General features: G+C 53.7%; 15 protein-coding genes. 10 read left to right on the top strand and 5 right to left on the bottom strand.

Features of this window, described 5'->3' with window-relative positions:
* Positions 1-13 precede the first annotated feature (13 nt).
* Positions 14-631, top strand: coding sequence for a molybdenum cofactor guanylyltransferase (mobA, locus tag EDM58_RS03170; protein ID WP_122912055.1), 618 nt, complete (start codon positions 14-16; stop codon positions 629-631).
* 57 nt (positions 632-688) lie between these two features.
* On the opposite strand, the gene EDM58_RS03175 is transcribed toward mobA, so the two are convergent.
* Both EDM58_RS03175 and fdhD read right to left on the bottom strand, forming a co-directional pair.
* On the bottom strand, positions 689-1,177 hold the full coding sequence (locus EDM58_RS03175) for a GNAT family N-acetyltransferase (RefSeq protein ID WP_122912056.1): 489 nt from the start codon (positions 1,175-1,177) through the stop codon (positions 689-691).
* An 18-nt stretch (positions 1,178-1,195) separates the two neighbouring features.
* Positions 1,196-2,011: a formate dehydrogenase accessory sulfurtransferase FdhD gene (fdhD, locus tag EDM58_RS03185; protein WP_122912057.1), complete on the bottom strand. Its 816-nt coding sequence runs from the start codon at positions 2,009-2,011 to the stop codon at positions 1,196-1,198.
* A 412-nt stretch (positions 2,012-2,423) separates the two neighbouring features.
* On the opposite strand from fdhD, the gene EDM58_RS03190 reads away from it, so the two are divergent.
* The 7 genes from EDM58_RS03190 (at position 2,424) to EDM58_RS03225 (ending at position 11,763) form a co-directional block, all read left to right on the top strand.
* The gene (locus EDM58_RS03190; protein WP_023556056.1) at positions 2,424-3,698 is read left to right on the top strand and encodes an L-lactate MFS transporter; all 1,275 of its coding nucleotides are present in this window, start codon (positions 2,424-2,426) and stop codon (positions 3,696-3,698) included.
* Between the two features lie 50 nt (positions 3,699-3,748).
* Positions 3,749-4,114: a Na-translocating system protein MpsC family protein gene (locus tag EDM58_RS03195; protein ID WP_023556055.1), complete on the top strand. Its 366-nt coding sequence runs from the start codon at positions 3,749-3,751 to the stop codon at positions 4,112-4,114.
* Between the two features lie 217 nt (positions 4,115-4,331).
* Positions 4,332-6,680, top strand: coding sequence for an FdhF/YdeP family oxidoreductase (locus tag EDM58_RS03200; protein ID WP_122912058.1), 2,349 nt, complete (start codon positions 4,332-4,334; stop codon positions 6,678-6,680).
* A 50-nt stretch (positions 6,681-6,730) separates the two neighbouring features.
* On the top strand, positions 6,731-7,990 hold the full coding sequence (locus EDM58_RS03205) for a molybdopterin molybdotransferase MoeA (RefSeq protein WP_122912059.1): 1,260 nt from the start codon (positions 6,731-6,733) through the stop codon (positions 7,988-7,990).
* A gap of 3 nt (positions 7,991-7,993) precedes the next feature.
* Positions 7,994-8,497, top strand: a complete 504-nt coding sequence (mobB, locus tag EDM58_RS03210) for a molybdopterin-guanine dinucleotide biosynthesis protein B (protein WP_183187400.1) — start codon at positions 7,994-7,996, stop codon at positions 8,495-8,497.
* Between the two features lie 434 nt (positions 8,498-8,931).
* On the top strand, positions 8,932-9,879 hold the full coding sequence (locus EDM58_RS03220) for an MBL fold metallo-hydrolase (RefSeq protein ID WP_183187401.1): 948 nt from the start codon (positions 8,932-8,934) through the stop codon (positions 9,877-9,879).
* 93 nt (positions 9,880-9,972) lie between these two features.
* Positions 9,973-11,763: a M3 family oligoendopeptidase gene (locus tag EDM58_RS03225; RefSeq protein ID WP_122912061.1), complete on the top strand. Its 1,791-nt coding sequence runs from the start codon at positions 9,973-9,975 to the stop codon at positions 11,761-11,763.
* 65 nt (positions 11,764-11,828) lie between these two features.
* On the opposite strand, the gene EDM58_RS03230 is transcribed toward EDM58_RS03225, so the two are convergent.
* Complete coding sequence (locus EDM58_RS03230) at positions 11,829-13,478, bottom strand: FAD-binding dehydrogenase (RefSeq protein WP_122912062.1); 1,650 nt, start codon at positions 13,476-13,478, stop codon at positions 11,829-11,831.
* A gap of 232 nt (positions 13,479-13,710) precedes the next feature.
* Here EDM58_RS03230 and EDM58_RS03235 point away from each other — a divergent pair, with 232 nt between their 5' ends.
* Positions 13,711-14,532 carry an ArsR/SmtB family transcription factor gene (locus tag EDM58_RS03235; RefSeq protein WP_246000511.1) on the top strand — a complete coding sequence of 274 codons (822 nt, stop codon included), beginning with the start codon at positions 13,711-13,713 and terminating at the stop codon, positions 14,530-14,532.
* Positions 14,533-14,539: 7 nt separating this feature from the next.
* Entirely contained in the window at positions 14,540-15,793 is a 1,254-nt protein-coding gene (locus EDM58_RS03240) for an MFS transporter (RefSeq protein ID WP_122912063.1), read from the top strand.
* A gap of 56 nt (positions 15,794-15,849) precedes the next feature.
* On the opposite strand, the gene EDM58_RS03245 is transcribed toward EDM58_RS03240, so the two are convergent.
* Together EDM58_RS03245 and helD are read right to left on the bottom strand one after the other, a co-directional pair.
* The gene (locus tag EDM58_RS03245) at positions 15,850-16,977 is read right to left on the bottom strand and encodes a phosphotransferase (RefSeq protein ID WP_183187402.1); all 1,128 of its coding nucleotides are present in this window, start codon (positions 16,975-16,977) and stop codon (positions 15,850-15,852) included.
* 131 nt (positions 16,978-17,108) lie between these two features.
* Entirely contained in the window at positions 17,109-19,463 is a 2,355-nt protein-coding gene (gene helD / locus EDM58_RS03250) for an RNA polymerase recycling motor HelD (RefSeq protein ID WP_122912065.1), read from the bottom strand.
* Between the last annotated feature and the right edge of the window lie 85 nt (positions 19,464-19,548).

The following is a 19,548-nucleotide window of genomic DNA, read 5'->3' on the forward strand; positions in this document are numbered from 1 at the left end:
CCTGGAGGAAAAGATGAGCATTTTTTCGATTGGCGGTGTCATTCTTGCAGGTGGAAACAGCCGTCGCATGGGTTCGCCCAAGGAACTGCTCCCCTGGAGAGGAGGGACCATGCTCTCTGAACTGGTGGAAGCAATGACCGCTGCGCAGCTGCCCTGTCTGATCGTGTCCAATCACGGGGAGAGACTGCCGGAGGAAGTGAAGCAAAAAGGCGATGTGACCATTATCCCCGACGCAGTTCTCTCTGCCGGTCCTGTCAGCGGCCTGGTCACCGCTTTTCGCATTCGCCAGGAGGAAGCGCTGCTTGTCCTGTCCTGCGACCTTCCCTTTATGGACCGGGAACAGATCGAAAGGCTGATCCGATACGCTCAATGCGTCGAGGATTGGGATGTGATCGCGGCCCATGAGCAAGGCAGGCTTCATCCGCTCGTGGCCCTGTATCATCGGCGCACTCAAAGCCGCTTTGAGACTGCTTTGGAGCGAGGAGAGCTGCGCCTGATGCAGACGCTGGCAGAGTTGCGTGTCCATCCGACTCCCGAAGGTCTGCTGGACCCGTGGGCGGTGTTCAATGCCAATACGCCAGAGGAGTATCAAGCGGCAGTAGAAGAGGAGCAGCGGCGCAGAAAGGGATAACTGTAAACTAAAAACAGAAAGACGCTCCGATCATCTTCGATCTGAGCGTCTTGTTTCTTAAGCGCCGTAGTCTCCGTGCAATGTTTTCACAAATAAGACCCTGTCCTGATTGGGTCCGTCGTAGTCAGCAAAGACAGATATCCCGTCCACTTCTTTGTCGCCTTTTTCGATTTCAAAACCCATCTTCGTATGATACGCAATGGAGCCCTTGTTGACAGGGGAAGTAACCGCACGCACGATGCTCCTGCCGTTCTCTCGCATGACAGCAAAAAAACGATGATACAGCTCCCGGCCGATATGATGCTTGCGATAATCGGGATGAACCCCGACAAAGTGGATGTACCCTTCATCCGCATGCGATGGAGATGAAAAACCGATTAGAAAACCGACCATTTTGCCATCCAGCTCGGCGATGAAGCTGGTCGTTGTGAAATGAACAAAGAACAGCTTCGGCAGCTTGTCCGCCATTGGCCTGCCGCCCCACCATTCGTCGATGATGGGGGAGATGATGTCATAGTCGGAACTTTTGACAGAGCGAATGTTCACTCGTAGCACCCCTTGTGGCTAATTGGCTGTTTCCCGCTCATCCAGCTGAATCCGCTGCGCGTGCGTATAGACATTCATTTTGCCGTTGCGCACAAAGCCAACAGCCGTAATATTCAACTCTTCCGCCAACTGCAAGGCGAGCTCCGTAGGCGCGGATTTGGACAGAATGATGCCCGCCCCGATCTTCGCTGCCTTTAGCAGGACCTCCGAGGAAATGCGGCCGCTGAAGACGAGAATTTTATCCTGCGTGGAGATGCCTTTGCGCAGACATTCCCCGTATATTTTGTCCAGTGCGTTATGGCGTCCGATATCCGAGTATTGCAGCACAGGGCCGTCTGGTGTGCAAAGCGCCGCGTTATGGACACCCCCCGTCTGGCGATGAATCTCTGATGTGGATTGCAGCTCCTGCATCAGGCGTATGCCTTGGGCAGGGGTGATCGTAGTGGCGCCTTCCACGGGCTTGGCTGTGCGCGCATCGCTGAAAAAGTAAAAAGACTGCCTGCTTTTTCCGCAGCAGGAGGTAATGCGCCGCTTGGAAAAAAAGCTCTGCGACAATTGGGTTTTCTGATGCAGGTCCACATAGGCGAAGCCTTGCGCTTCATCGATGGTGAGCTGCTTGATCTCGTCGTATTGCTTGATCGCGCCCTCCGCAGCCAAAAAACCGATTACCATCTCTTCCAAATCCGCCGGAGTGCAGACGATGGTGGCGAACTCTTCGTCGTTCAAGAAGATGGTCAGGGGATATTCCGTAACGATTTCATCCTCTTCCCAGGCGTGCTGGTCAGTCGATATTTTGAGAACGGGTCTGCTGATTGTATGGGTCAGGTCTGCCATGTCTTCCTCCTTGCTCACAGGAAAGCACTGTATTGAGTGGGTTCTTCCCATTTTGATAAAGAATTTTTTTAGTAAGAAATATTGTCGAGTGAACGCTTACATGGTAGTATACTATGTAAGGTTGGGATTGTCACAATACTTTCATGATTTCCCCACTTATTGGACACAAATTGACGCGGGATAGCGTTCCTGTCGCCGGTTCTTTTGTGGCCAATCCGAATTGAATAGGCAACATAACACTTGTCTGTTGATGCTGAGGTAGCGTTCCTGCTGATGATTAACTGCTGTGTTTCACCCCTTTTCACTTTTTTCCTTTGCTTTGGAAAAAAGAAGGGTGAACTCAGCAGTTTTTCTTTTTGCAAGAGAGCCGTAACAGGCTTCTCTTAGAACTTATACAAGGAGATGAATGTTTATGGAGCAAAAAGTGAAAAACCGTTGGCTGATTGCCTTGGCTGCGGTGGGAATTCACCTCTCCATCGGTTCGGTATACGCCTGGAGCGTATTCACCAAACCCATCCAGCAGCAATTTGGCTGGGAATTGCCAGACATCCAGTTTACGTTTAGCATCGCAATTCTGTTCCTGGGATTGTCTGCAGCGTTCCTGGGTCATTACGTAGAAAAACACGGCCCGAGAAAAGCGGGTATTCTGGCTTCGATTTTCTTCGGTACCGGGATTGTGGGTGCCGGGCTGGCGACCAGCATGGGAAGCCTGCCGTTTCTGTACATCACGTACGGGGTCCTTGGCGGGATCGGGCTTGGTGTCGGCTACATCACACCTGTATCGACACTGGTAAAATGGTTCCCTGACCGCCGCGGTTTGGCGACTGGGCTTGCGATCATGGGCTTCGGGTTCGCGTCGATGATTGCCAGTCCGATTATGAATATGCTGATCGATAGCGTAGGGATTGCGAATACATTCTACATTTTGGGTATCATCTATTTTGTTGTGATGTTCGCTTCTGCGCAATACCTCGCTCCGCCTCCAAAAGATTGGGTTCCGGCAGGCTTTTCTGCCGATGCGAACGCGGGCAAAAAGCAAATCAAGAAAGATCTGTGCCAACTGACTGCCAACGAAGCAGTGAAAACACGCCGCTTTTATCTCTTGTGGCTGATGCTGTTCATCAACGTAACCTGTGGGATTGCCGTCATTTCCGTAGCGTCGCCAATGGCGCAGGAGATGGTCGGGATGTCTGTCGCGACTGCAGCTCTCATGGTTGGTCTGAATGGATTGTTCAACGGTGCTGGCCGCATCGGCTGGGCTTCCTTCTCTGACTATATCGGCCGTCCTAATACGTATACGGCATTCTTTATCATCCAGGCAGTTCTGTTCTTCCTGCTTCCTGCGTTGACCAATCCGATCCTGTTCATGGTGGCGATGTTCATCATCATGACTTGCTACGGCGGGGGCTTCTCTTCGATCCCGGCATACATCGGAGACTTGTTCGGCACGAAGCAACTGGGTGCCATTCATGGGTACATCTTGACGGCTTGGGCTGCGGCTGGTCTGGCAGGTCCGATCTTTGCGGCGTGGGTACACAAAACAACGAGCAGCTACACAGGCACATTGTCGATCTTCGCAGCCATGTTCGTGGTAGCGCTAGTGATCTCCCTGATCATCCGACTGGATATCAAAAAACTGCAAGAGGAAGCGAAACGAAACGAAAACGCTGTTGAACTCGCGAGTTGATCAATGGTAAAGTCATAATAAGAATGAAGAAGTAAAGGTGACTTGCCGCGATGAATAAATACGAAGCAGAATTTAGCAATCTGGTCAGAGCGTACCGAAAGCGTCATATGGGAAAGGGACCAAGCAAGATCAATACCACCTTTTGCAAAAACTGGGCTATTTGCGAAATGGAGGGCAACCTCTCACCGGTGGAAAAGTTCATTGCTACTTGGGAAGACGGAAAGCAGACCCTGCGAGCGGCACGGACTGAGATGGTCAAGGAAATGTACCGCAACAATCAGCCAGTAGACATGGAAGAATTCCTTGGAGCAAAATTCGTCGAATTATTCCTCGATATTGACATTGAACGCGACTTTGGGATGTCTATCTTCGTGTTTGATAGGGACATTGAAAAGAAATTTAAGAATGAGCCCTAGAATCTACACGAAGCAGCGGTCCTGTTCACCGGTTAGACAATGGGCTTCGCACAGACAGACACGCTGAGGAGACTAGGTAGCGAACCTGCCGTAGCAACCACCGTGAACGCACTCTTATCCTTTGGACAAGGGACGTCTCATGGTGGTTTTTTCGTCGCCTTAGAACCTTTAGGAGAAGAAGGGTGGAAGAGAAGCCAGGGGAGAGGGGCGTTGCGTTATGGGAAAGACGAGACATCAAGGACCGATCAAACTGGACACTTCATGGAAGCCATCGCTATGGGCGTCGTGGATGCCGATGGGAATGGGCAAAATCAAGCCCCACCACATCCGCGATACGATGAAGGTCGTGTATGAGAACCGGGATAATCTTGGATATGCCTATCGGATTTTGACGCAAGGGGTTTGCGACGGGTGCGCACTCGGCGTATCGGGCTTGTACGACCAGACGTTGACAGGACCTCATCTGTGCTCCACGCGGCTCAATGTACTGCGGCTCAACACCATGCCCGCCATCGAGCCGAAATTGCTGGAGGACGTCGATGCGCTGCGCGAGATGTCCAGCGTGGAGCTTCGCCAGCTGGGACGGATCCCATATCCGCTGTCCCGCAAGCCGGGAGAAAAGAAGTTTACGCGACTTGGCTGGAATGAGGCGCTGGACCGCATCGCCAGCAAAATCAAAGGAATCAACCCCAAACAGCTCGCTTTCTTCCTCACTTCGCGGGGAATCACCAATGAAGTCTACTATACAGCGGCGAAAATGGCCCGCTTTCTCGGCACCAACAACATCGACAACGCGTCCCGCATCTGCCATTCTCCGAGCAAGACAGCCTTGAAGCGCTCGCTGGGGATTGGGGCGTCCAGCTGCAATTATCAGGATTGGATCGGGACCGACGTCCTCGTCTTCTGGGGATCAGTGCCTGCCAATAACCAGCCTGTCTCCACCAAGTACATGTATGCCGCCAAAAAGGCAGGGACGAAAATCATCCTGATCAATCCCTACAGGGAGCCTGCGATGGAGAAGTACTGGATCCCGTCCATCCCGGAGAGCGCCATGTTTGGAACCAAGATCGTGGACGAGTTTTACCAGGTAAACATCGGTGGAGACATCGCATTTATGAACGGTGTCATGAAGATCTGGTTCGAGATGGAGGACGAGAAGCCGGGATCGGCGATTGATCGCGATTTTGTCAGCCAGCACGCCAATGGGCTGAAAGAGTTGAGAGCGCATGTCAAAAGCCTGGAATGGAAGGTGCTGGAGGAATCCTCCGGTCTCAGTCGGGAGCGGATGAAGGACTTCGCTCTGCTGCTGGCACGCTCCAGGTCAGGTGTGTTCGTCTGGAGCATGGGATTGACCCAGCATCGCTTTGGCACGGACAACATCTCACAGGTAGCCAACCTGGCGATTCTGCGCGGTTTTATCGGCAGGAAGCACTGCGGCGTCATGCCGATTCGCGGGCACTCCGGGGTGCAAGGCTCGGGCGAGATGGGAGCAGATCCTTTCAGCTTGCCTGGCGGTGATTTTGACGAGAAAAGCTGGAATCGAATCGAGAAGCTGTGGGGCTTTTCGATTCCGAAGTGGCAGGGAGATATTGTCGGCGTCAGCATTGAAAATGCTTTGCTGCCGGAGGGACACGAGCGCAAGACGAGGCTTTTCTACACCAGCGGGGGCAACTTCCTGGAGACGATGCCCAATCCAGACTTCATCAAGACTTGCCTGGAGAGCGTCGAACTGCGCGTACACCAGGATATTATCTTCAATACCTCTACGCTGGTTGACGCCCGGGAGGAAGTCATCATTCTTCCCGCGATGACACGCTACGAGCAGCCGGGTGGAGGCACTTCTACCAGCACGGAGCGGATGGTTTACTTCAGCGCTGAGGTGGAAGGGCCGCGGATTGAGGAGGCGCGTGCGGAATGGCAGATCTATGTCGATCTCGCAGCGCGCGTCTACCCGCAGAAAAAACATCTGATGCATTTTGACAATGCGCAACAGATTCGCAATGAAATTGCCAAGGCAAATCCCAACTACGACGGCATCCAGCACTTGAAAAATCGCGGCGATGTCTTCCAATGGGGCGGAGCCTGGCTATGCGAAGGCGGGATCTGTCCGACAGCGGACGGCCGCGCTAATCTGCTGCCAATCGAAGTACCGGACCTGAAAAAGCCGCAGGGACATTTCTACGTGACGACGCGTCGCGGCAAGCAGTTCAACTCGATGGTGTACGGCAAGACAGACCCGTTCAACAATGCGGACCGCTACGATGTGCTGATCCACCCGGACGATGCGCGCGAGCTGCGCATTGCGGATGGGGAAAATGTGGTCGTCTACAACGCCCATGGAACCTTCCAGGGACGGGCCAAGTATGAGGCAACAAAACGCGGGAATATCCAGGTATACTGGCCGGAGGGCAACGTGCTGATTCCCAAGGGCGTGTACGAGAAGTACGCTGGAATTCCGGAATACAATACAGCGGTTAAAATAGAGAAGGCCGACAGGTTTCACGCCAACAAAGACCTCCAATACGTCGAAAAACGAATTGAAGATCTGGATGTGAACGTAGGCTGACAGTTGAAATGGACGGACGACCTGGTGACAGACAGAAGGAGGAGCAGCAGATGCGTTTTTCACGACAGATGAAGACGGTGGAGGAAGCCTTGCAGGAGCTATTGGCAAGACTGCAAAAGCTGGATGAGGAGCAGGTAGAGCTCGGGGAGGCGTACGGAAGGATCTTGGCGCATGATGTGATCGCCACCTGCGACATGCCGCCTTTTGACCGCTCCCCACTGGACGGGTTTGCCGTGAAAGCCGCAGACACTGTTCATGCAGCTGTCGATCAGCCCGTATACTTGCGGGTGGTAGAGACGGTCGCCGCCGGTCAGGTGCCTCGCCTCCCGGTCGAGACGGGGTGTGCCACGCGAATCATGACCGGAGCGATGATGCCGGCCGGGGCAGACGCGGTCATCATGTTCGAGCAGACGGAAAATCCGGGAGTCCACTCCGAAGTCGTCGGGATCAAACGCGCCCTGCGCCCCGGAGAAAATCTCTCCCGGCGCGGAGAGGAGATCGCGCAGGGGACTGTTGTGGCTCGTGCGGGCGAACGCGTCAATGCAGGGACGATCGCCGTACTGGCGACGTTTGGCTATTCACAGGTGAGTGTCGTCCGCAAGCCGCGAGTCGGGCTGCTCTCCACCGGGATCGAGCTCGTCGCCGTCCATGAACCGCTTGCACCGGGAAAAATCCGCAACAGCAATACAGCGATGCTGGCGGCTCTGATCACCGAGGCAGGCGGGATTCCCGTGCTGTTTCCGGTTCTTCCCGATGATTTGGCGGAAGCGAAGCAAAAAATGACAGCCTACGTCCGCGAAGTGGATCTGTTGATCAGCAGCGGGGGAGTATCGGTAGGGGATTACGATGTCATCGCCTCCCTGGCAGATGAGCCGGAGGTAACGCTCTTGTTCAATCGGATCGCCATGCGCCCGGGAAGTCCCACGACAGGCTTGCTGATATCGGGCAGACCGGTCCTCGCCTTGTCAGGCAATCCCGGAGCCTGTTTTGTCGGGTATGAATTGTTCGCCCGTCCCGCTCTGCAGCGTCTGGCAGGAAAAAGGCAGGTCTCTCTTGATCCGATCAAGGCAAAGCTTGGCCGCTCCTACGAGAAGCCCTGTCCCCACCCTCGCTATCTGCGCGGCAGACTGCTGCAAAAAGACGGCGTCTTGATCGCACAGCCTGATTTCAACGACAAAGCAGGCAATCTGGGGACGCTCAAAAACAGCGAATGCCTGATCGTCATTCCGGCAGGGGGGCGAGGCAAGCAGGCTGGAGAGCTGGTCGATGTGATTGTACATGCTCAGCCAAGCTGGCGGGAAGAGGTGTAGGACGTGACCGACAAACACAAGAAACCGCTTGTGTTGCAAGTGGTGGGATACGCCAACACGGGCAAAACGACTTTGTTGGCCAAGCTCATTCCGCTGCTGGAGCAGGAGGGCATGCGGGTCGGGGTGATCAAGCATGATGGCGGGCATGATTTTGAGATTGACCAGCCGGGAAAAGACACCTGGCGTTATCGCGAGGCAGGCGCTTCGCTGGTCGCCATCACCTCGCAGACGAAGACAGCCTGGATCGAACAACGTCCCGTACCGCTGGCTTCTCTCATCGACCGCATGGGTCAGGCAGGTGTCGAACTGGTGCTGGTGGAGGGATTCAAACGGGAGGCTTATCCGAAGCTCTTGCTCATCCGGGAATCGGAACACCGGGAGCTGCTGCCGGAACTGACCAACGTGGCAGGCATTGTCCATTGGCAGGACGAGGTATATGCGGATCTGCCGCATTTTTTCATCGATGATGCAAGCGGGCTTGCCGCTTTTATACGAAAGCTGCGCTAAAGAGAACCGCCTTCTACGGAAGGCGGTTTATTAGGCTGACAAACCGCAATGGCTGATCCGAAACCCTTCCTTTCCAGATCATATGATCCGTCCCATTCAAGCACGTTGGCAACTCCCTGTCCTTGAAAATTCGGATGAACAAAAACGGTCCCGATTATTTTCCCGTCATGGAGTGCGAGATAAAAATATCTGTCTCTTCCATTCGTATCTAGATCCATTCGGAGATAATGGCATTTATCTTCGATTTCCTGCTCCCTGTCATGAATCAAGTGGGAGATACCTTCCTTTTCAAAGGTATCCGTGACAACGCAATGGAAGAAACCACGCAGCTCCTCAAAGTCAACAGAACTTGGCCTTCTTAACTCGATCGTGCTTAACCACCATTTTCCTTGCTATAATAATGAACATTGAGACTGAAATAAAGGAGTTCCTCCATGCTGATGACATTCTTAACCTGGGCCGGGGGAGTAATCGGGCTCTTCGCATTGTTGTTCGCAGTGTATGTTCTCTACATGTATAGACGGCATATGGCGAACCGGCCGAAAGCTGCCCGTCAGGAGCTGAAGCATAAACCAAACCCTTCCGATTGGCGAGATACAGAGGTTACGTTTTCCTGGATCGGACATTCCACCATCCTGCTCAATCTGTTCGGGGTCAAAATCATCACCGATCCCGTTCTTTGTGAAGGAATCGGGGTCCGCATCCCGGGCTTCGGGCAGGTTGGTCCCAAGCGATTTACGCCGCCAGCCCTGACGATAGAGGAGGTGCAAGAGGCAGGAATCGATCTGATCCTGTTGTCGCACGCGCATATGGATCATGTGGATTTGCCCACCTTGCGCAAGCTGGCCCGCCTCGAGACGCATGTCATTACGGCAAAAAACACGGCAAGGCTGATCAACGCGCTGCCATTCGGAATGATAGAAGAGCTGGAGCCGGGACAAAGCACGAACACGGCGAAGGATGTGACGATTCATGCCATTCCCGTACGTCATTGGGGCAATCGTTTTCCGTGGAATACGGATTATGGCTACAACGGCTACGTGATCGAGAAAAACGGAGTACGCATCTTGTATCCGGGCGATACGGCCTACATTCCGATGACCGACCTGCCAACGACATTTGGCAGATTTGACCTTGTCTTTATGCCGATTGGCGCGTACAGTCCGGATTCCTACCAGCAAGCTCATTGCACGCCGGAGCAGGCGTGGAAGATGTTCGAGGAGACCGGGGCCGATTGGATGGTGCCGATTCATTGGAATACGTTCGTTCTGTCCAGAGAGCCGATCCATGAGCCGATCCAGCGCTTGCGGGAAGCGGCGGGCGAGCAAAGGAAGCGCATCCTGATGGAAGAAATCGGGGATACCAAGACAATACCCGAGTAATTTGCAGGCAGGAATTGGCTTGCTTGCAAAGAATTATTTGAACGTACAAGAAAATTTCGTAGATTTGAAGTGGAATGAACTGGGGGGATTGACATGACGCAACAACTCGCACAGCGTTGGGATCTGGAAGTGCTGTTTCCCGGAGGAAGTGAATCGCAAGCTTTTGCTGCTTTTCTTGACCGCTTGGAAGCTGACATCTCGGAATGGAAGCGAGAGCTGGATCGCCCAGATCTCGTTTTTGAAGAAAAGGAGACATTTTTGGCGGCTGTCTCTTCTGTGCAGAGCTTGTCTGTGCGCATCAGGGAAGCGGGAGCGTTTATCTCCTGCCTGACCGCACAAGATGTAAAGGATGAGGCAGCGAAGCAGCTGGGCGGACGGGTTAAAAGCATTTCGGCAGCCTTATCTGCTGGATTAAGCGCTTGGGAACAGCGGCTGCTGGCGATTGAGGAAGACGCTTGGCGCCAATTGCTCGCAGAGGAGGAGCTGTCACCGCTCGCCTTTTCGCTCGATGAACGCCGCCGCCGCGCGAAAGATAAGCTGCCGACGGAACAGGAAGTGCTGGCAAGCGACCTGGCTGTAGACGGCTATCACGCCTGGCAAGAGCTGTACAATACGGTGGTCGGGCGCATTACGATTGAAGTGGAGCTGGATGGCGAGACGAAGCAGCTGTCGGTCGGGCAAGCAGCCAATCTGATCGGACATCCAGATCGTCAAGTCCGGGAAAAGGTATACGCCAAGTGGCTGGAGGCATGGGGACGGGAAACGGATTTGTGCGCATTGGCTCTCAACCATTTGGGCGGATTCCGCCTGGCCTTGTACCGTCATCGCGGCTGGGATCAGATTTTGCGGGAGCCGCTCGAAATCGGACGGATGCAGGAAAGCACATTGGATGCGATGTGGCAGGCCATCAACAACCGGCGTGACAAGCTCGTCGCCTATTTGCAGCGAAAAGCCAAGCTGCTCGGCCTGGAGAAGCTGAGCTGGTTCGATGTCGGGGCTCCTGTCGGCAGCCAGACGAAAAAGGTGCCTTATGACGAAGCGGCTGCGATGATCGTCGAGCACTTCGGACGATTCAATCCCAATATGGCTGAGTTTGCCCAAAAAGCTTTCGATGAAGCATGGATCGAGGCAGAGGATCGTCCCGGCAAGCGTCCGGGCGGATTTTGCACCAGCTTCCCGGTGTCCAAGCAATCCCGGATTTTCATGACCTATGCAGGCAACGCAAGCAACGTATCCACACTGGCTCATGAGCTGGGCCACGCCTATCACCAGCATGTCATGTGGGGTCTGCCGCCGCTCGCGCAAAATTACGCGATGAATGTAGCGGAGACAGCTTCCACATTTGCCGAGATGATCTTGGCGGATGCCGGGGTCAAGCAGGCAGCGAATGACGAGGAGCGCCTGGTGCTTCTGGAAGACAAGCTGCAGTCCGTGGTTGCGTTCTTCATGAACATCCAGGCGCGGTTCCTGTTCGAGAAAAACTTCTATGAAAAACGCAAGCAAGGGCTGGTCCGCGCGGCGGAGTTGGATCAGATGATGCTGGAAGCCCAGCGGGAAGCATACGGTGATGCTCTCGCGGATTATGAGCCGCATTTCTGGGCATCCAAGCTGCACTTCTACATCACCTCGTACCCGTTCTATAACTTCCCGTACACGTTCGGCTATTTGTTCAGCATGAGCGTCTACGCCCGGGCATTGCAGGAAGGCGAAAGCTTTGCCGCCAAATACGATGCCTTGCTCCAGGACACGGGACGGATGCGGGTCGAGGATTTGGCGCAAAAACACCTCGGCGAGGATATGACCAAAGTGGAATTCTGGCAGGCAGCTGTCGATCTGGCCGTCGCCGACATCGACGAGTTCCTGCGTCTGACCGAAAATCAGTAAGGCAATTGCATGATCTTATGCGAAAGGAGCCTGTCCCCGCGTGGCACAGGCTCCATTTTTGTTTCTCAGGATTGTGCCGCAATGGCCCTGCCTGCTACACGTCCGGTAAATAGGCAGCCGCCGACAAAAGTGCCCTCGAGTGCACGGTACCCGTGGATGCCTCCGCCGCCAAATCCGCAAACCTCTCCGGCAGCATAAAGCCCGGGAACGGGATTTCCAGCGGAATTCAGCACTCTTCCCGATAAATCCGTTTGCAATCCTCCCAAGGTTTTGCGGCTCAGGATATTCAGACGAACGGCGATGAGAGGTCCGTTTTTCGGGTCGAGGATTTTATGCGGCTGGGCGACACGGATGAATCGATCTCCCAGGTAATGGCGTGCACCTCGTATCGCCGTGATCTGGTGGTCCTTCGTAAATTTGTTGTCGATTTCGCGGTCTCTGGCTCTGATCTGCCGCTCGATGTCGGCCGGATTCAATAAATGGTCGCCAGTGAGCTCATTCATGCCGGATACCAGTTCTGCCAAGCCGTCTGCGATAATAAAATCTTCTCCCTTGTCCATAAAGGCTTTTACGGGGGCAGGGACGCTTTTTAAAGCCCTGCCGATGACTTGACGGATGCTTTTCCCTGTCAGATCAGGGTTTTGTTCGGAGCCGGAGAGGGCGAATTCCTTTTCAATGATTTTTTGCGTCAGGATAAACCAGGAGTAGTCGTAGCCTGTCTTTTGAATGGCTTCGAGGGTAGCCAATGTATCAAACCCGGGAAAGTTCGGGGGCTGCAAGCGTTGTCCGCGCGCATCCAGCCAAAGGGAGGATGGTCCGGGAAGAATTCGAATTCCATGCTTGTTCCAGATGGGAGCCCAGTTCTTGATTCCTTCCGTGTAATGCCACATCCGATCGCGGTTTACAATTCTTCCGCCTGCTTCCTCGGTGATGGCGAGCATCCGTCCGTCCACATGCGCCGGGACACCAGACAGCATCCGTTGGGGAGGCGGTCCGAGCCGGCTTGGCCAATTTTGCCGAATGAGGTCATGGTTGCCGCCGATGCCGCCGCTTGATACCAGCACCGCCGGAGCATAATACGCGAAGCTGCCCGTAACCTCTCGGCTGCTGGCTTCTCCGCGGGCGGCAGAGCTGGGGACAAGAATGGACCCGCTGACGCCTACTACGACACCATTTTGTGTGATCAACTGGTCGACACGATGACGCGGCCGAAACTCAACCAAGCCGTTCCTCCTATGCTCACGGACTCGGTGCTCGAAGGGCTCTACGATGCCGGGACCCGTACCCCATACGATATGGAATCGGGGTACTGAATTCCCGTGACCCTCTGCCAGGCCACCGCCGCGCTCTGCCCATCCGACTACGGGGAAAAAGCGGATGCCCATTGCAGTCAGCCAGGCCCGTTTCTCCCCAGCCGCGAAATCTACGTATGCTTCCGCCCATTTTCGCCCCCAATAATCCTCGTCATCCCGGTCAAATCCGGCGGCGCCCAGCCAGTCCTGCCAGGCCAATTCTTTGGAATCTTTAATCCCCATCCGCCTCTGCTCAGGCGAATCGACGAGGAACAATCCCCCGAAGGACCACCAGGCCTGACCACCCATGGAGGCTTCCGGTTCTTGATCCAACAGCAATACTTTTTTCCCGGCATCCGCGATTTCTGCTGTTGCGACCAGACCAGCAAGCCCTGCTCCTACCACGATTGCATCGAATTCCATGACCTTCCCCCCGACCGATTGATTTCTAATCTTTTGACAATTATATCACTTGCTCATCAAAATGATCCTCTGTACAGCGCAGGAAGCTTTGTGATACACTTGAAAAAAATCTATGTTCGATGGTGATCGAATGAATAATAAGTATTCAATTTGTATCGAATGGTTTCCTGCCTATGAATGTGTGATAAGTCTTTATGCGTACTTGAATGAAGCGGAAAGAAAGCATCTGCACATGGGGAGTGATTGGAAGGCGAAAACGCAGAGGATGCTGCCTGCGGATTTTGCCGAGGAACTGGAAGATGAACGCTGGGAGGTACTGCACCGGATCGTCTTGTTGGTCGCGCAGTCTCCCGAGAAGGAAAGTGTCGATGCGTTTCTGGACTGGCTTGAGCGCATTCCTCCCGGAGAAATCTACGAGCGTCTGGCACCGTGGGTGGAGAGCATTCCGCTCAATCTGGGAGAAATTCGCGACCACAGCCTGTCTTTGCTGCGGCGCTGGAATGAGCATTACTTTTCCAAGCTGGAGCCGCTCATTTTGGCCAATCTGCAGAAAAGCGCAGAAGAGCTGAAGGGCCTTGTGTCCACGCTGGAACCGCCCGCACTGATCGACTATGCGACTCGCGGGATCTGGATCGAGCCGATGGAAGATTTGCAACAGGTCGTACTCGTGCCGCAATATCATTGCGCATTTTCATCAGTCCTGGACTTTCATCGCGGAATTGCTACCTGCTTGTATCCTGTGCCGGATGCTGCTGTGGAGCAGTCTGAGCCGCTGCGCGAACTCCTGCCGATGACGCAATGCCTGGCGGATGAAAAGCGCCTGCAGATTCTGCGTTGTCTCGCAATCAGGCCCTGCACGCTGGGGGAGCTGCAGCAGCAAGTATCCTTGGCGAAAAGCACCGTGCATCACCACGTTACGGCACTGCGGCGCGCTGGATTGATCCGTGCCCACTATGCCGGCCATCCGACGGTTTCGTACTACAGCCTGCGCGAGTCGTTTGTCGATCGTCTGCCCTTGCTCTTGCGTGACTTTTTGGGGAGGGAAGGGGAGTAAGTGCCGCATGCAAAAGCTGAAACAGGCTTGGCTGGCGTATCATCCGGTCGTCCACCTCTTGATGGGGGGAACGGTCTTCGTCATGCTCACACAGATGATGAGCATGCCCTTTTTGGCGATCTATCTGAGTGAAACAACTACACTTGGCCCGGCGGCAATCGGAGGCATCATCGGCGCTGGACCATTGGCAGGGACGTTCGGCGGATTTTTGGGCGGTGTTTTGTCGGATATGTTCGGCAGAAAAAGGCTGATGATACTTTCCATGCTGACGATGGCGATCTCGTTCATGGTTTTTGTCATGGTTAGCGATCCGTTGGCCTTGCTGCTCATCAGCCTGTTGAAAGGACTGGCAAGCTCGATTTACGGTACTGTTTCCAAGGCCTTGATGGGAGATCTAACGCCGGCGGACAAAAGATTTCGGGTATTTTCCAACCGCTATATGGCGGTGAATATAGGGTTAACCATTGGGCCGGTCTTTGGAGCCTTTCTCGGGATTGCTGGCAGCGGGACCGCATTTTGGATGACCGCATTCTCCTACCTGCTGTTTGCTTTCGTGCTGCATGTGGCTTGCCGCAAGTATGGCGTGGGAGATGGCGTGGCGAAAGAAGGAATGGATGACGCCGAGGAAAAGCCCAGTCTCCGGCAAATGGGGCAGGTATTGTATCGTGATGCCGCTTTGCTCGCGTTCGTAATCGGAGGGATTCTGTTGGTAACGGTTCACGGTCAGATGTCTGTTACACTGTCCCAGTATCTGAGTGGCAACATCGCAGAAGGAGTAGCCTTGTTCGGGGTGATGATGAGTGCCAATGGCCTGACCGTCGTACTCCTGCAAATTCCGCTGACTCGTCTGGTCGAGCGCTACTCGCTGTTCTCACGGATTGTGGCAGGAGCCTTGCTGATGGCTATCGGGGAGATTGGATTTGCTACTTCTGCCGGGTGGAGCTGGTTTGTAGCGGCGATGGTCGTCTTTACACTTGGCGAGATCCTGATCATCCCTGCCGAGTACGCACAGATCGACCAGATCACGCCTGCCCGCATGCGCGGCACGTATTACGGCGCGCAGAGCATCAGCGAACTGGGAAGCTTTCTGGGCCCGTGGGTGGGAGGCATGATCCTGTTCGCTTACGGTGGTCCGGTCATGTTTTCGTTCATGGCGTTTTTGGCGGTATTCAGTCTGCTCTTTTATTGGCTGGGAAGGCAAATTTATGTGAAGCGGCAGGCACAGGCATTCGTGGTCATGAAAAAGTCAGTTGATGCATAAGAGGATCAAAAGGGAGTCTGGTGCCAGGCAAGCAAGCACTCAGACTCCCTTTTTTGTTATCCTGCCATATCTTTTGCAATGCGCTGTAGCCGGTTCGCTACCCATTCTACATCATAACCTGCTTCCTGCAAGATCACAGTATTATACAGCTCTTCGAGACCGATCCGAAGCATGTAGCAATGGAGCGTATTCTCGGTTTCGGGTGAATTCGAATACATGGCTTTCAGGTGAGTGAGTAGCGGTTGAAGCTTATCTTCGTTCCAGAACAGTAGATTGGCTATATCATAGAGATGGTCACCGTACATGGACAGGCTCCAATCGATCATTCCGGAGATGTGTCCCCGGTCGGCAATGACATTAAATGAGCCTAGATCTCCATGGATCAACTGCTTTTTTCTTAGAGTTACGCTACTTACACAACTTTTTAATTTCCTTATGGCCGTATCGATGATCTCAGCATCCAGGCCTTTTTTCTCTGCCGCGGACCAGTTATAGATCTTATCGATATAAATGGCCTCCACAAAATCGAGCCAAGTAGGGTAAGGGGCCTTTCCTGTTTCGTCAAAACGGCCATATCCATCCGAATTGGATACCTCGAGAGATCGGAGGGTAGACAGAATCTGCAGGAAAGAGGGAACGACTTCGGACAGTTCTTGTCTATTCAGGTCGAACACTTTCACTCCCTCGATGAAATCGTATATGGCGTAAGGTGGTTGCCGTTCTGGTTCATGAATCTGGATGACTCGGCGGATGGGGAGTACATGTTGATATTGGTTATACACCCATTGTTCTTTTTCGAACGCTTCTTTGCGAGATCCCGTCTTGAACACGTACTGGTTCCCGTTCGCTTCGAAAAAGAAGGTCTGAGAGGCTAAGCCTCCCGTCAATTCTTTGATTTCGGATGCGGCAGGATAATGGTTGCGAATGATGGCTTCCATCTCAGCTCTCGTACGTCTTGGAAACATGGTGAGCTCTCCTTTGAAATAGATTTTTCCTAGCAACAATTCATCCAAGGAGAGACCGTAAATGTGAGCGAGTGCGATGACGGAGTTGATGTCTGGAATATTTTTACCGACTTCCCAATTGGAAAGCGTTTGCCTCGTAATGTTCATTCTGGTGGCGATTTGTTCCTGAGTGAATCCGGCTTTTTGTCTTCTTAGCTTGAGCTTCTCGCCAATGTTCATGTTCATCCTCTCCTTACTGCCATTTTCTCATGTTGAGTGGAAAAATCTAGCAAGGATCTCTTGCTTTCGTTGTATAGAAAAAAAACAGCAGCAGTCTGGGATTTTCTTCTCTTACCAGACTGCTGCTGTTGTTATGACCCAATCCACTCACAAGCATCAGGCGAAACATCCGCTAAAAACGGACTGACTTCCCCCGAATAAAGAAGATGCAATTCATGCATTGCGCGGGTGCAGGCCGTATAAAACAGCTTTCGCTCCCTCTCATGACCGTAGCTCTCGCGCGACGCATCATAGAGAATCACGGCATCAAATTCCACGCCTTTGGCCAGATAGGAGGGGATGACCAGGATCCCGCTCTCGAACGTAATCGTACCGCTGCCGATCAGACGAAGCGCAAGCGAATCGTGAAGCTGCTCGTAGGCGGCTTTGGCTTCGGCTGCTGTTTTGGTAATGATGGCGATCGTCTGGTGTCCGTTCTCCTGCAGGGTGTGGACCCGGGAGCAAATCCAGTCCTTGCGCGCTGCTTCATCCTGCACGCGAGTGACGCTTGGCTTCAGCCCGTCCCGATTGAACGGCTCAATCCGCTCGCCACCGGGGATCAACTGTCGTGTAAACTCCACGATAGGCCGCGTCGAACGGTAGCTTTTGGTCAGCAGGAAGGTCTCCGTCTCTGCGGGCTCGTACAAGGAAGCGACTGCTTCAAAGCTGTCCTGGTCAAACGCGTGCGCATAGATGGCTTGATTCCAGTCGCCCAGCACCGTCATTTTGGCCCGCGGGAACAATCGCTGGATGAGAGCGAATTGAAAAGGAGAGTAGTCCTGCGCCTCGTCGATGAAGACATGGCGGACAAGATTGTTGGTCTGAAATCCTTCCAGCCGCTCCTGCAGGTAGAGAAAAGATGGCGTATCCTCATAGGACAGCTGATTTTGCTCCAGGCGAAGTAAAGTCTGCTCACAGATAGCAGGCCAGTTCCCGCTCGGTTCCCCTTCCGGCAGGAGGCTCTCGATTTGTTCAGGCTGGCTGAACAACTGACGGTAGATCGCTTGTGTGTCGATAAAGCCCAGCTCGCGAATCATCAGGCGCAGCGGTTTGAAAGCCCGTTTGACCAGCTTGGCAGCCAGCAGGTCGCGCTCCCGGTCAAAGTCATCAAATGACTCTTCGTGAAACTGGTTTTTGCGCCGCAGTTGCTGATACGCCTTGGCGAATTCTTCCTTGTCCAGCAGCTCCAGCTCGTCATCCACCCAGGGCTTTCTGCGCTCGGAACGCTCGCGTTTTTTCAATTCGGTGAGCAGCCATCTGGCGACGAGAACCATCCGATTGGGAATCGGCAAGGAAGTATCCAAGGAATAGAAGAACTCATGAATCTGCCGGGCGTCAATTAGCTTGCGATCCTGGAAAGCGATGTCGCGAAAAATCAAGCCGGATTGCTTGAGGCGTTCTACGTACTGGTCGATGACGTGCATAAACGCAGCCGAAGACTTCCAGCGGATTGCTTCCAGTCTCGTCTCGTATCCCGGCTCCTCCATCGCTCGCAGGACGTACTCCATCTGTTCCAACGGATGCTCCAGATCAAAGAGGGAGCCAAGCCGATGCTCCGCATATTCCTGGAACGTGGTCTGCTGCATGTTTTCCTCGCCCAGCTCCGGGAGGACGGTGGAGACGTAGCTGTTAAATAGGGCGTTGGGGGAGAACAAGACCACCTGCTCCGCTTGCAGCGTTTTGCGATACCGGTAAAGCAGATAAGCGATGCGCTGCATGGCGGCAGAGGTTTTTCCGCTTCCGGCAGCACCGGAAACTACGACCAGCCTGCTTTTTTCGTTGCGGATGATGCGATTCTGGTCCTTCTGGATCGTCGCGACGATGCTTTTCATCTGTGTGTCAGCCTGTTTGCCCAAAACTTCTTGAAGCAGCTCATCCCCGATGGTTACCCCTGTATCGAAGAGATGGAGCAGACGGCCGTCTCGAATCTTGTATTGACGTTTGCAGGTGATTTCTCCGTCCACGCGCCCTGCAGGTGTATCGTAGCTGGCTGGCCCCGGCGTATAGTCGTAATAGAGACTGGAGATAGGAGCGCGCCAATCATAGATGAGAAAGGCTTCGTCCTTTTCGTCCAGCAGGGAGGCAATCCCCAGGTAGACAGGTTCCGCTTGCCTTTCGCCCTCTTCTCGAAAATCGATGCGGCCAAAGTATGGGTTTTGCTCCAGTCGTCTCAAGGTCTTCAATTGCTTCACGGCATGCCGATGAGCACGTTCCCGTTCGGAGAGGACTTCTGCTTGCTGCTTGATGCTGGCATATGTCTCGACAGCTTCTATCGCATCCTCGAAGTTGACGGTCACGTCATCCCAAAAATGCTTGCGGATACTGACGATGTCCGTCGTGACATCACTCACCTGCTCCGTCAAATCATGGATCCGCTTGTGGATCACTTCCACGACCTGCTCAACGCGCTGTGCTTCCTCACGCCAGTCTTGGTCAGTTACGCTCATCGAACCGCTCCTTTTTGATTTTTTTGGTTCCGCTTGTTTTGTTGACAACCAAATGATTGTGTGCTAAGATAATAGTGGAAATACA

Source organism: Brevibacillus panacihumi, assembly GCF_003710985.1.
Lineage (GTDB): Bacteria > Bacillota > Bacilli > Brevibacillales > Brevibacillaceae > Brevibacillus > Brevibacillus panacihumi.